12 protein-coding genes are annotated in these 12,458 nt (G+C 53.9%); 2 read left to right on the forward strand and 10 right to left on the reverse strand.

Annotation, left to right across the window (positions count from 1 at the left end; all coding sequences use genetic code 11):
- Positions 1-42: 42 nt before the first annotated feature.
- Entirely contained in the window at positions 43-1,161 is a 1,119-nt protein-coding gene (locus TGAM_RS09705; RefSeq protein WP_015859523.1) for an alkaline phosphatase family protein, read from the forward strand.
- Positions 1,162-1,179: 18 nt separating this feature from the next.
- Positions 1,180-1,911, forward strand: coding sequence for a hypothetical protein (locus TGAM_RS09710; protein ID WP_048811341.1), 732 nt, complete (start codon positions 1,180-1,182; stop codon positions 1,909-1,911).
- A gap of 141 nt (positions 1,912-2,052) precedes the next feature.
- Here TGAM_RS09710 and TGAM_RS11305 read toward each other — a convergent pair whose 3' ends face one another.
- The 10 genes from TGAM_RS11305 to TGAM_RS09755 all read right to left on the reverse strand — a co-directional run bounded on the left by TGAM_RS11305 (position 2,053) and on the right by TGAM_RS09755 (position 12,454).
- Positions 2,053-2,226: a hypothetical protein gene (locus tag TGAM_RS11305; RefSeq protein WP_015859525.1), complete on the reverse strand. Its 174-nt coding sequence runs from the start codon at positions 2,224-2,226 to the stop codon at positions 2,053-2,055.
- A gap of 389 nt (positions 2,227-2,615) precedes the next feature.
- The gene (locus TGAM_RS09715) at positions 2,616-2,981 is read right to left on the reverse strand and encodes a type II toxin-antitoxin system VapC family toxin (RefSeq protein WP_015859526.1); all 366 of its coding nucleotides are present in this window, start codon (positions 2,979-2,981) and stop codon (positions 2,616-2,618) included.
- Entirely contained in the window at positions 2,978-3,220 is a 243-nt protein-coding gene (locus tag TGAM_RS09720; protein ID WP_148206304.1) for an AbrB/MazE/SpoVT family DNA-binding domain-containing protein, read from the reverse strand. Before TGAM_RS09720 ends, TGAM_RS09715 begins: the two co-directional genes overlap by 4 nt.
- Before the next feature lie 95 nt (positions 3,221-3,315).
- Entirely contained in the window at positions 3,316-3,963 is a 648-nt protein-coding gene (locus TGAM_RS09725) for a 30S ribosomal protein S7 (RefSeq protein ID WP_015859528.1), read from the reverse strand.
- 5 nt (positions 3,964-3,968) lie between these two features.
- Positions 3,969-4,412: a 30S ribosomal protein S12 gene (locus tag TGAM_RS09730; RefSeq protein WP_015859529.1), complete on the reverse strand. Its 444-nt coding sequence runs from the start codon at positions 4,410-4,412 to the stop codon at positions 3,969-3,971.
- A gap of 10 nt (positions 4,413-4,422) precedes the next feature.
- Positions 4,423-4,860, reverse strand: coding sequence for a NusA-like transcription termination signal-binding factor (locus TGAM_RS09735; protein WP_015859530.1), 438 nt, complete (start codon positions 4,858-4,860; stop codon positions 4,423-4,425).
- Positions 4,860-5,168: a 50S ribosomal protein L30e gene (locus tag TGAM_RS09740; RefSeq protein ID WP_015859531.1), complete on the reverse strand. Its 309-nt coding sequence runs from the start codon at positions 5,166-5,168 to the stop codon at positions 4,860-4,862. Before TGAM_RS09740 ends, TGAM_RS09735 begins: the two co-directional genes overlap by 1 nt.
- 13 nt (positions 5,169-5,181) lie before the next feature.
- Positions 5,182-6,357: a DNA-directed RNA polymerase subunit A'' gene (rpoA2, locus tag TGAM_RS09745; protein WP_015859532.1), complete on the reverse strand. Its 1,176-nt coding sequence runs from the start codon at positions 6,355-6,357 to the stop codon at positions 5,182-5,184.
- 5 nt (positions 6,358-6,362) lie between these two features.
- The gene (locus TGAM_RS09750; protein WP_015859533.1) at positions 6,363-9,080 is read right to left on the reverse strand and encodes a DNA-directed RNA polymerase subunit A'; all 2,718 of its coding nucleotides are present in this window, start codon (positions 9,078-9,080) and stop codon (positions 6,363-6,365) included.
- Positions 9,081-9,085: 5 nt separating this feature from the next.
- Positions 9,086-12,454 (reverse strand): DNA-directed RNA polymerase subunit B, encoded by a 3,369-nt coding sequence (locus TGAM_RS09755; protein ID WP_015859534.1) that lies wholly within the window; start codon positions 12,452-12,454, stop codon positions 9,086-9,088.
- Between the last annotated feature and the right edge of the window lie 4 nt (positions 12,455-12,458).

A 12,458-nucleotide genomic window follows, 5' to 3' on the forward strand; every position in this document is an offset into this window, starting at 1 on the left:
GAGCGGTGACGAGTGCACGTCAGGCTGACACCGGTGATGGAAATGAGAAGAAAGCTGGCTTTGATAAGCCTCGACGGAAACGGCGTTTACAACCTAAAGCACATGCCGTTTCTGGGCGAGTTAGCTGAGACTGGAGGCTTTGCGGTAGTGGATTCAATCTTTCCAACACTGACCGATTTAGTGCACACGAGCGTAATGACCGGGGTCTGGCCAAAATGTCATGGTGTCGTCGAGAACGGCTACTACGACAGGCTGACCGACAGGAAAATAAACTTCTACGATTATGAAGTGGCTTTCAATCCCCACAGGGTCATCAAGGCCCCGACAATAGTTGACCTGCTTCGCCAGAGGGGAGTTAGAACGGCGAGCGTTTCGGGCTACACGATGCCCCCCTTCAGCGGAACGGACGTGAGGATTTTCCCCCCATTCTTCGCGAGCGACAAGATGTACAGACAGCACGGGCGCGACTGGAGGAAAGACGTGTGGGTTCTTAATTCCGCTCTATATCTCTACGAGGAATGCAAGCCAGACTTGCTCCTCGTCCACTTCGCCTCGATTGACGGGATGAGCCACGATTACGGCCCGCTTAGCGAGGGGGCACTTAAGGCCGTTGAGACGGTTGACACTGCTGTCAGAACCCTCTGGGAGCGCCTTAAAGACGAGTATGCATTCATAATCTTCGCCGACCACGGACAGGAGGAGGTTCACATGTGGGTGAACCTGAAAACCTATCTCAGAAAGCACGGGATTGAAACGCTTCGCGTTTCATCGGGTGGGGGTGCTCACGTCTATCTGAGGAATCCAAACGAGGCCGAGAAAGCTTTCGAAGTTCTGAGGAAGGCGCCGGGCGTTAAGGCTGTCTTCTTCCGCGAGGATTTGGAGCATCTCAACAGCCCGAACAGCGGAGAGCTGATTGTCTCGGCAAAGCCCGGTTACTGGTTCTGCTCCCACAGGATGTGCAAGGGCATAAAGGGGGTAAGCCACTGGGTTAGGGGAATGCACGGCTCGATGAACGAGCCGGTAATGAAAGTCCCGCTTATCCTCTGGGGATTCGAGAAAGTGAACCTCGACGAGCCAAGCCTCATGGACATCGCCCCGACGGTTCTGAAGTTCTTCGGAGTCGAGAAGCCGGGAAACATGGTGGGGAAGAGTTTGGTTTAAGAGGGATTGGGGGTAGCTATGGAGCTGAACCTCCACATTGACGATACAACGCTCTTGGACATGACCTCCGGTGGCGTGAAGGACCCATTTGAAGTATTCGGAATAAGGCAGGAAATTGAGGTAGAAGCCGTTATCGAGAGCACTATAGACAAAGTGGAGGTACTAAACGAGGCAACACCTTCAGTTGAACCCTTGGACGATGAGGGGACGTATCGGGTGGTCGCCAAAATCCTCGGTGGGTACGCGCGAACCATAATACCCGAAGCAGGGCAGAAAGTTCCGTGCAGGGAGGAAAGGGAGGAAACCTACTGGGGAACAGTGCACCTGGTTGTGGACTTTGGAGTTCTCTCCAGGGCAGTAATAAATTTTCCAGTCCGCTGCCGGCTTTGCAGAATAGGACGTGAGTCGTTCATGTACGTCCCCATCGAGGAGGAACTCACAGGGGAGATGACCTTCAAACGAGGTGAGTATATAAAAATAACGGGCCGGCTCTCCCCCGTGTTTCTGGACTTCTGGGAGGGTGCCATCACCGTAAGACCATTTAGGGGCACTATCAAGGAATTCAGACTTTTGCCTAGGAACGGTGGAGTACTGGGGGTTGAGGTTACTGGGAAAGGAAAACCCCTGCAGGTGAGGGGTGGCGGCCAAATGTTCTTCGGTGACTTCGCCTACGACATCTATTACGCCAGATTTTCACCGAGAATCGACAAAGATAGGGACTCATTCAGGGTGAGGTTCAGTGAAGTCTGAATGCGGCATAAAGCATCGGCATGATTCAACTTGTGGAGGCTTTATCTGGTCGGCGGGCGTACAAAAAGCGTTAACCCCCTACCTTTTTCGAAAGGATTTTAATGGCCTCATCGGCGCTGAGAGCTTCAACCTTTCCCTCTATCATGTCTTTAAGGTTTTCTCAAAGGCTTTCAATGTTTCCTCGTCTATTTCCTCATCATCCTCTGGGAGGTTTTCGGCGACCATCTTGAGCAGCATGATCTTTAAGTCCTCCAGTTCTTTCTCTATGTGGTCTATTTTCTGGAGGAGCACATGAGGATTGATAACTTCGCTCATTCTCTCACCGATTTTGGATAAGCCTTGAAGTTAAATAGTTTTCCAGCTACCCTTTTGCACCCGATAACTGGAGATGAAGGCGAAAGCCCGAAAAAATCTCTGACCTTGCGAAGCATGCAGGGCGAAGGGGTTAAATAGGCGCGGAACAAAACCCCTTCAGGTGTGGTATAGAGGTATTGAGTACATTTACGACGAGCACGGGAGATTAAGGACGTCATAATTCCTCCTGAACTCTGGGAGAAGATTAAGGTCGAGTTCTTTGAGCCATCGAAGTACCGCGGGATTTACAGGGAAAAGAAAAACCTTGAGAGGAGCCTCAGGGGGCTGAGGGAAGAATGGGGGAGGGATTTTTAATTGACATCAACGTTCTTATTCGTGCGGGTATGAGTTTAGAAGATTCTTTTCACATCAACTTTATCAAAATCCCTATCGTTTGATAGGATTGTTGTTATTCCGTGGGCTTTCATTGTCGCATAATGAATGGCATCGTCGAAATCGAGCTTTTTGCATCTTTCGGCATTCCTAAGGATTTCCATGGTTAAGGGAACTACCTCAATTCCCAAATCCAGAAGTATATCAGTGATGTTCAACTTAGTCTTTTGCCTCCTAAACAGAATATAAAGTTGCCATACTGTAAGGGCTGAGGTCATCACGTTTCCGCTGTATCTCTCAAGCAGGTCTCTCGCACGCTCTCCGAACTCCTCGTTGGCTGTGAGGAAATAATACAGAACATTCACGTCAACATAAACATTCACAGCTCATCCCTCAGAAGTTGCTCTGTTTCCTCTTCAATTAACTGGTCAATCTCTTCCGCACTTAGATTCTCACCTTTGAATACTCCGTAGTACTTCCTGATTTTTTTGCGAACCGGGATAAGAACTATCTCATCCCCCCTTTCCTCAACGTAGAAAGAGCTGGTCCCAAATTTCTTCCGCAGGGATGCAGGAAGATATATCCTTCCATTCTTGTCTAGTTTGACAATTTCAGTTGTCATGCTATGTTGTTGAATTTTGGACAATAAATAATTTTTGGCAACAACGGAAGCAGTAATATATAAACTGAAGAGAGAATGAGAACAGGAAACAGCCCTCAGCGGGAGGACTGGGCAATCCTCTCGATCTCTTCCTTCTTACTGTAGGCGAAGCTCTTCGGATCCCTGTTGGCGGCGGCAATGATCTCCTCGGCGAGGGCCTGGGCGTAGGTGGTCTTGTTGCGGTAGCACTTTATGCTTGCACCGAGGGCGATGTTCTTCAAGGCCACGTCAAGCCTCCTGAGCGGGGAAACGTCGACGGCCATGTGGTAGCGGATTCCACCGAAGGCAATGGTGGTGGTGTCCTCCCTCGGGGCGGAGTTCTCGATGGCCCTTATGAGAACCTGAATCGGGTTCTGTTTGGTTCTTCTCTCTATGATCATGAAGGCCTCCTTGACGACCTCGTAGGCCTTCATCTTCTTGCTCATTATCGAGCGGTGTTCCCTTCTCATGAAGTGACCGCCGGCCTTGTAGTGGCTGGCACCGCTCCTCATGACCTTGTTAATCAAACGCTCAACGATGTGAACCTGGGCCTTGCCAAAGGGCTTTTTCGCGTGCCTGCCGTGGCTGTGCGGGAGGATCCTCGGCTCGAGGGCTATGTAAGGCCTGAGCGAGGGGTCGTTGACTGTAACATCCTCAACGCTCCACCTTCCAAAGACCTTGAGCTCCTTCGGGATGAAAAAGCGCTCGGTGAGGGGTTTGGCCATTCGCTTCACCTCCTCGGCTTCTCCTTTCTTCCCTTGACGAGCTCCTTGAGGGAAACCCTGTTGACCTTAACGACCTTGTACCTGATTCCCGGGATGTCACCCATCGAACCGCCTTTGGGACCGCCGATTCCCTCGATGATGACTTCATCGTGCTCGTCGATGTGGTTTATGGCACCGTCACCGGGGGTGAAGGCCGTAACGACCTTACCGTTCTTGATGAGCTGAACCCTAACCGCTTTACGCATGGCCGAGTTCGGCTGCTTTGCCTCGACGGCTATCTTCTCAAGGACGATCCCCCTCGCCTGAGGAGCTCCCTCCAGCGGGTCGCTCCTCTCCTTGAGGCGGAGAACCCTTCTCTTGTACCTTATGTCGCTCCAGCGGAACTTCTTCCTCTTGAGCTTGAGCTTCCTACCGGCAAATTCACCATACGGGGCCTTCTTTCCAGCCATGATCATCACCTCATATTACCACAACATCGCTAATACCGTGGTGTCTCTCCATCAGCTGTTTCACGAGGTTTATGTTCTGGCCGCCCCTTCCGATCGCGCGAGGTTTCTCGCGCGGGCTTATATCGAGGAGGGCGACCTTTTTCCCGTCTCTCTTCTCCGTGATGTGGATCTTTTTAACCTTAACCCCGAGGCTTTTATAAATGTTCCTCAGGAACTCCTCGGGATTCTCCGAGTGCTCGATTAGTTCGATATCCTTGCCGATCATGTTCTGAACGCGCTTGACGTTTGCTCCCTTCTTTCCGAGTGCCAGTCCCATTTCCCCCTTCTTGATGACGAAGATGAGCCTGTTCCTGTTGGCATCTATCAGGCAGTCGAGCACAGTTGCCCCTGTCATGCTCTCGAAGAGTGCTATGTACTTTATCTGGTCCGTGTTCAGCTTGAGCGGCATTACTCCTTACCCCCAGCAAGCGCGAGTATCCTGCTCTCACCGGGGTCTATCACCGCGAGAGCCGAAACGGTGTGGGGCCTTCCGAGGAGCGTTCCAAGCTCGACGCTGGTTCCCTCGAACTCGTAAACCGGGATTCCACTGAGCTTGGCGTAGTAGTAGATGTCCTCCTTGATGTCCGGCCTCGCGTTCTTCGCGACGATAATCATCTTTGCCCCGCCGACCTTGGCGTAGTGGATGCTCTTCTTCGCTCCCATGACCAGCTTTCCGGTATCTTGAACCTTCCTAAGCTCAAAGGCGAAATCAACCATCAACTACACCTCCCTACTCCCTTTGCGGTCTCAGGGGGAGATTCATTGTCAGCTTAACGATTCCCGTACCAACGGGCACGGGCTGGCCGATGAGGACGTTCTCAACGACTCCGTTGAGCGGATCGACTTCTCCCCTCTCGGCGGCCTCGAACAGGTGCTGCGTTGTGATCTCGAAGGCCGCCCTTGCTAAAACGCTCGACTTCTCACCGACTATTCCATGCCTTCCTATCGGCCTTATAACACCGTCGAGCGTCATCATGTCGGCGACGAGCATTATGTGCCTGATATCAACCTCGAGACCCTGCTCGCGCATCGTGTTAACGATTTCCTCGATGATGGCGTTGCGAGCGGCTTCTATGCCAAGGACGTCCGCTATTTCCCAGATGTTGTTCGTTCTCGTTCTCGTTGGATCGACGCCCGGAACTTTCAGCACCTGCTTGAAGTTCGAGCCTTCAGTGTAGATGACGTACTCGTCGCCTTCCTTCCTTATGATGGTCTTTCCGACGCCAGACAGGCCTTTAAGGCGGTGCTTTTTAACCTTTTCGGCGAGCTTTCTGAGGTCTGAGAGCTTCGTTACCTTCTTCGGCCTTACTATGAGTGAGTACCCCTCCGCCTCGAACTCAGCGCTCTTGAACGAACCGGACAGCTTCTTGAGAATCCTCTCCATGTCGAGCCCGCTCTTCTCGAGCCTCTCGGGGTCAATCTCAACGATGAACTCGAAGTTGAGGATGTCTATGCTCATCTCCCTCGCAAGGTTCTCTATCGTGGTCCCCTCGATTCTCCTCGCGACTTCCCTCGCCTTTTCAAGATCATAACGGTGCTCTTCATCGAGGAAGACCGTCATAACCGGGGTGGAGGGGTTCTTCCTCGCGTCGACTATCTCGATGATCCTCGGGAGACCGAGGGTAACGTTGATTTCAGCGACACCTGCGTAGTGGAAGGTGTTGAGGGTCATCTGGGTTGAGGGCTCTCCTATCGACTGGGCCGCAACGGTTCCTATCGGCTCGCCCGGTTCGACGAGAGCCTTCCTGTACTCGTTCACGGCATCTTCTATGATGGCCTCAACCTCGGCCTTCTTGAGCTTGTACTTCTTGTTGTACTCGATGAGCTTGTTGTAGAGCTCTTCTTTGATGTTGTCCGGAAGCTCGGACTTCCAGACAAGGGTTTTAATGGTCTTCGCGGCTACCATGTCAATCACCTCCCGCCCCTCGATTTGAGCAGGTTTCTAACTATTATCCTCTCCACATCGAGCGTCCTGCCCTGCCAGCTCCTCATTGGATCAACGCCGTCCTCCCCATAGCGGAACTGGACGATGATTCCGGTCGGGTCTCTAACCGTTCCGTCGTAGTCCACTTTGAGATCCTGGAGCGCGTTGATCAACCTTCTCTGCATGTAACCGCTCTGTGCAGTCCTGACGGCAGTATCGACGAGTCCCTCTCTACCGCCCATCGCGTGGAAGAAGTACTCCTGTGGAGTCAAGCCACTCTTGTAGGAGTTCACGACGAAGCCCCTTGCCCTCGCTCCCAGATCACCCGGCTTGAAGTGCGTCAGAACCCTTCCACGGTAACCGCGGTAGAGCCTCTTACCACGAATCGACTGCTGGCCGAGCATCGCTGCCATCTGGGTTATGTTGAGTATCTTACCCCTAGCCCCGGTCTTGGCCATTATAACGGCGTGGTTGTTCATACCGAGGTACCTCTCGGCGACCTTACCGGCGTTGTCACGTGCTTCAGCTAAGACGGCCATTATCTTGCTCTCAAGGGTCTCCTCAAGTGTCTTACCGGGGAGTGGCTCAAGCTCGCCGCGCTTGTAGGCCTCGATGAGCTTGTTGACTCTCTCCTCAGCCTCCCGGATGATCTCCTTGATTCTGTCCAAAGCTTCCTGAGGAAGGTCTTCGTCGTCTATGGCCGTCGTGAAGCCCTTGTGGGTTATAACCCATATCGTCAGCTTGGTGACCTGATCGAGGAACTGCCTCGCCCTCTCAACGCCGTACTCCCTCACGATAATATCAAGGAGCTTTCCATCCTCCCTGCCGTAAGCCTTCTTGTCTATCGCACCGCTGAGGAGCTTTCCGTTCTGAATGTAAACGAAGCCATCATAGGCAATCTTTCTTACCTCTTCTGGGTCGGGAACGAGCTTCTCCTCGATGAGCTTTTCAATGGCCTCGCAGCGCTCCGGTTCGTCGCAGAGCTTGTTGCGGTACCAGAGTGTCAGGTCGTCAGGCAGGAGGAGGGAGAATATCGTCTTCCCGCTCCAGAGCTCGACGCCGTTCTCGACCTTATCCGGTTTCGGAAGCTCGTCCACATCAACGCCCGCAAAGGTTAGCATCTGCTCGACCTCTGAGCGGGTGAAGTAAGCTCCTTCACGGGTGAGGAGGTAGCCGCCGGAGATGTGGTCCTGAATTCCAGCGATGAGGGGGCCGCCGTAACGGGGTGAGATGATGTGGTTCTGAACCTCCATGAGGATCTTCGCCTCAGCCTGAGCTTCCTCAGTCTGGGGCACGTGGAGGTTCATCTCGTCACCGTCGAAGTCCGCGTTGTACGGCGGGCACACCGGCAGGTTGAGGCGGAAGGTCTTGTATGGCATTACTCTAACGCGGTGGGCCATTATGCTCATCCTGTGAAGGGACGGCTGTCTGTTGAAGAGGACTATGTCACCGTCCTCAAGGTGTCTCTCAACGGTCCAGCCTATGTCAAGCCTCTCGGCTATTGTCTCGAGGTTGTTCTCCATGAGGCGGATTCTCCTTCCCTCTGGATCAATCACGTAGTTCGCCCCTGGATACTTCTCAGGACCGTTCAAAACGCGCTGTTTGAGCTTTTCAAAGTTAAACTCCGTGACCTTCTCGGGTACGGTAAGTTCCATTGCTATCGCGAGGGGAACGCCGACCTCGTTTATGCTTATCATAGGATCGGGGCTGATGACCGTACGAGCAGAGAAGTTAACGCGCTTACCGCTGAGGTTTCCACGGAAGCGACCTTCTTTACCCTTAAGCCTCTGGGCGAGGGTTTTGAGGGGTCTTCCGCTCTTGTGCTTGGCCGGCGGAATTCCCGAGGTCTCGTTGTTGATGTAAGTCGTCACGTGGTACTGAAGGAGGTCCCAGAGGTCTTCGATGATGAGCTGCGGCGCACCGGCCTCGATGTTGGACTTGAGGCGGTTGTTGATGCGGATTATGTCAACGAGCTTGTGAGTGAGGTCGTCCTCCGCACGAATGCCGCTCTCGAGTGTAATCGATGGCCTCATTGTAACGGGTGGAACCGGGAGAACGGTTAAGATCATCCACTCGGGACGGGACTTCTCGGGGTGGAGTCCGAGGAGAGGAAGGTCTTTGTCAGGGATCCTCTCAAGCCTGTCCCTTATCTCGCTGGGCATCATTCTGTGTTTGTACTCGTTGCCCTCCTCGTCGCGCCTGAGCTCATAGTATATCGTCGGCCTCTCGAACTTGATCGGGAACTGCGGTGCCCCACAGTGCGGGCAGACCATTCTCTCCTTGGCCTTCTTGTGGATCTCCTTGATGAGCCGGTCTTTGTCCTTCTTGCGGTCGCCGATCACCTCGAACTTCTTCATGTACTCCTCTATCTCCTCGTCGGTGAGCTTTATCCTCCCGCACTCGCGGCAGGTACTTTCGAGGACCCGCTGAATAGTCTTGGCAAAACCAACGTGGACAACGGGTCTCGCGAGCTCTATGTGGCCAAAGTGTCCCGGGCACTCCCCGGCTCTGGCTCCACAGGTCTCACACCTGAGACCGGGGTCAATGACACCGAGCCTCTTGTCCATGAGGCCTCCTTCAATAGGGTAACCGTCATCGTCGTAGGTGTCAGGAACTGTGATTTCGGCAGCGCTCATCTTTCTGATTTCCTGGGGTGAGAGTATTCCGAACTCGATACTCCCGATGACCTTTTTCATCGACTGCATGGCTCTCACACCCTATCCTTCAACTTGAGGGAAGGTCTAATCACCATCGCCTTCAGCTCGTCGAGGAGCAGTTTAAACGCGTAGCTCATCTCGACCTTGCTTATCCTCTCCTCCTCACCGCAGACGGGGCAGTAGACCTTGCCACGGCGCTTGTCCTCAAGGGCTATGTGACCGCAGTTTTCACAGACCCATACCTCCGTCTTGTCGCTCTCCTCCAGGAGCCTCTCGATCAAGAGCATCGCAGCGCCATGTCCAACGAGGACGTCACGCTCCATCTCACCGAACCTCAATCCACCCTCTCTCGCCCTTCCCTCGGTCGGCTGCTTGGTGAGAACCTGAACCGGGCCTCTTGAGCGCGCGTGCATCTTGTCGGCAACCATGTGGTGCAGACGCTGGTAGTAGATGACGCCGATGAATATGTCCGCCTCAAGCCTCCTGCCGGTTATACCGTCGTACATGACCTCCCTGCCCGTGTGCTTGAAGCCGAGCTCCTCGAGCTCCTTCCTGAGCTTCTCTTCCGGCTCCCCGATGAAGGCCGTACCGTCAACTCTCCTTCCCTTAAGTGAGGCGACCTTTCCGCCTATGGCCTCTATGAGCTGTCCGACGGTCATACGGCTCGGGATACCGTGAGGATTCACTATGAGATCGGGAACGATGCCATTCTCGGTCCAGGGCATATCCTCCTGTGGAACTATGAGGCCGATAACACCCTTCTGCCCGTGCCTGCTCGCGAACTTGTCACCCAACTCAGGGATGCGCAGGTCTCTAACGGTGACCTTTACGAGTTTCGTACCGTCACCGGTCTCGGTTATTATCACCTTGTCAACTATACCCTTCTCGCTCGGCCTGACGGCAACGCTAGTCTCCCTCCTCTCCTGGAGGGCTATTCCCCCGAGGCCGCTCTGCTCCTCAAGGAACCTCGGTGGTGACGTTCTGCCCACGAGAACGTCCTTTCCTTCAACCTTTGACTCCGGGAAGATTATGCCGTCCTCGTCGAGGTTGCGGTAGTACCGATCGCCAAGGTAGCCCTTGATGGTCGGATCTGGCTTTTCAAAGCGATCCATCTGACCGCCCAGGTATCTCTTCTCTTCCGCCTCGTACGTTCTGAAAAAGGTTGATCTCGCGAGACCGCGCTCGATCGATGCCTTGTTTATTACGATGGCATCCTCCATATTGTAACCGCCATAGCTCAGTACGGCGACGACGAAGTTCTGACCGGCAGGCCTCTCCTCGAAACCAACGGCCTTCATGATGCGCGAGTTGACGAGCGGAACCTGCGGGTAGTGCATGAGGTGACCTCTTGTATCAACGCGAATCCTGAAGTTTGCCCAGCCGAGACCGAGGCTCTGCTTGGCCATACCCGCGCCGTAGGTGTTACGCGGGGCCGCGTTGTGCTCCGGGTAGGGAACGAGCGAAGCGGGAATACCGAGTATTGCGGCAGGCATTAACTCAAGGTGTGTGTGCTCCTCCGTGACCTCCCAGGGCCAGGTTGCCACGTAGGCGTTCTCCTCTTCCTCCGCATCGAGGTACTCGATGACGCCCATCCTTATCAGGTCGCTCCAGGTAAGGGTGCCGTTCTTTATAGCCTCAACGTGCTCGCGGGTGAGCTTTGGCCTGCCGTTCTCCACTATGATGAGGGGCCTCCTAACTCTACCGTCGTCGCTGTTGATGTAGATCTCCCTAACGTCCCCCTCCTCGTAGAGGGCAACGTTGATCACGTCGCTTATCTTCCCCGCCCTTCTATCCGACCTTATAGTCTGAACAAGGGCTTTTCCGTCCTCTATGGTTCCGATGAGAACACCGTTGAGGTAAACACGATAAAGTCCGGGTGAAGGTCTTCTCTCTTCAATTGGAACGACGCCGAGTTTGAGGATGTACTCCTTGACCTCCTCCTCCGGGATCCCAGTGGTTATCTGGGACATCAGGGCGAGGTTCTTAACCAGACCACAGTTTGGACCTTCCGGAGTCTCCGTCGGACATATCCTGCCCCAGTGGGTTCCGTGCAGATCTCTCGCCTCAAAGTGAGGCTGCTCCCTGCTGAGCGGGGAGGTAACGCGTCTTAGGTGGGAGAGGGTCGATATGTAGTTGGTCCTGTCGAGGAGCTGACTCACACCGGTTCTTCCGCCGGGCCAAGAACCAGTTGCGAGGGCGTGCTCGATCCTCTCGCTCAGAACGTCCGGCCTAACGGAGTTCCTCACAAAGCGCTGGATGTTCTCGAAGGTGTAGCGCTCGCCCTTTCTCTGGTAGGTCTTGGTCATCTGGTACTGCATATCCTTGACGAGCTGGCCGAAGGCGACGCGGAAGAGATCCTTGAGCAAGTCTCCAGCGAGCTTGAGCCTCTTGTTGGCGTAGTGGTCCTTGTCGTCCTCACCGCGGAGGCCGAGCGAAAGCTCAAGAACCTTGAGGGCCATCATGCCGAGGTAGTAAGCCTTGGCCTTCCTGTTCTCGGGCTCGACGCCCATGTGCGGGAGGAGGTTGTTGTCTATTATGTGCTCGGCCCTCCTGAGTCTGTACTCTTTGGGCTGACCGGGGAGGGAAAGCCTTCCTATGAAGTCGAGAGCCTCTTCCTGGGTTCTTATGTCACTTGCATCCTCAAGGTTGTTGAATAGAACCTGCTGGATCCTCGGATCCTCGCTTATTGCCTCAACGATCTCCTTATCGCTGAGCAGGCCGAGGGCCCTCATCACGTAGACGAACTTAACCGGCTTGGGAACGTTCGGAATTGAAACGTACAGTATACCATCTTTTCTGCTCTCAACTGTTATCAGGGCCCTGTACCCATGTCTGTATGAAAAGACCTTGGCGACGACCTTTTTCTGCCTCTCATCCTTCTCGACCAGAGTTTTGTTCGGGGCCAGATCTTCGATAGAGACGATAACCCTCTCAGAACCGTTGATTATGAAGTATCCTCCCGGATCCTTCGGATCCTCGCCGAGCTCTATGAGTTCCTCGTCGCTGAGGCCGTAGAGCCTGCAGGCCTTGGACTTCAGCATGAGGGGAAGTTCACCGATGCGGACTTCAACTGGTTCCTGCTCTATGCCGTTTACAACGGGTATCAGCTCAAGGAACAGCGGGGCGGAGTAGGTGAGGTTTCTTATGCGGGCGTCCATTGGATACAGGGGTCTTCTCTGCCCCTGGGCCTCCTGAAAGATGGGCTCTCCGAGGCGTATCTTTCCGAACTTGACCTCAAAGTTGGGGATGTCCGGTTTGACACCACCGAACTCATTTATAACTTCCTGGAGGCCGTGCTCAATGAATGCGTTGTAAGAATCGAGGTGCTGCCTGACGAGACCCTTTTCCTTCCAGTAGGATTCCATAACAATCCAGAGATCGTCGGGAGTGACATCAACAACAGTAACTCCTCTCGCGCTCATGATC

Source organism: Thermococcus gammatolerans EJ3 (assembly GCF_000022365.1).
GTDB lineage: Archaea > Methanobacteriota_B > Thermococci > Thermococcales > Thermococcaceae > Thermococcus > Thermococcus gammatolerans.

Coding starts and splice junctions, on each gene's coding strand:
- TGAM_RS09705 (WP_015859523.1), top strand. CDS start 43: ATGAGAAGAAAGCTGGCTTTGATAAGCCTCGACGGAAACGGCGTTTAC.
- TGAM_RS09710 (WP_048811341.1), top strand. CDS start 1,180: ATGGAGCTGAACCTCCACATTGACGATACAACGCTCTTGGACATGACC.
- TGAM_RS11305 (WP_015859525.1), bottom strand. CDS start 2,226: ATGAGCGAAGTTATCAATCCTCATGTGCTCCTCCAGAAAATAGACCAC.
- TGAM_RS09720 (WP_148206304.1), bottom strand. CDS start 3,220: ATGACAACTGAAATTGTCAAACTAGACAAGAATGGAAGGATATATCTT.
- TGAM_RS09725 (WP_015859528.1), bottom strand. CDS start 3,963: ATGGCCAAACCCCTCACCGAGCGCTTTTTCATCCCGAAGGAGCTCAAG.
- TGAM_RS09730 (WP_015859529.1), bottom strand. CDS start 4,412: ATGGCTGGAAAGAAGGCCCCGTATGGTGAATTTGCCGGTAGGAAGCTC.
- TGAM_RS09735 (WP_015859530.1), bottom strand. CDS start 4,860: ATGCCGCTCAAGCTGAACACGGACCAGATAAAGTACATAGCACTCTTC.
- TGAM_RS09740 (WP_015859531.1), bottom strand. CDS start 5,168: ATGGTTGATTTCGCCTTTGAGCTTAGGAAGGTTCAAGATACCGGAAAG.
- rpoA2 (WP_015859532.1), bottom strand. CDS start 6,357: ATGGTAGCCGCGAAGACCATTAAAACCCTTGTCTGGAAGTCCGAGCTT.
- TGAM_RS09750 (WP_015859533.1), bottom strand. CDS start 9,080: ATGCAGTCGATGAAAAAGGTCATCGGGAGTATCGAGTTCGGAATACTC.
- TGAM_RS09755 (WP_015859534.1), bottom strand. CDS start 12,454: ATGAGCGCGAGAGGAGTTACTGTTGTTGATGTCACTCCCGACGATCTC.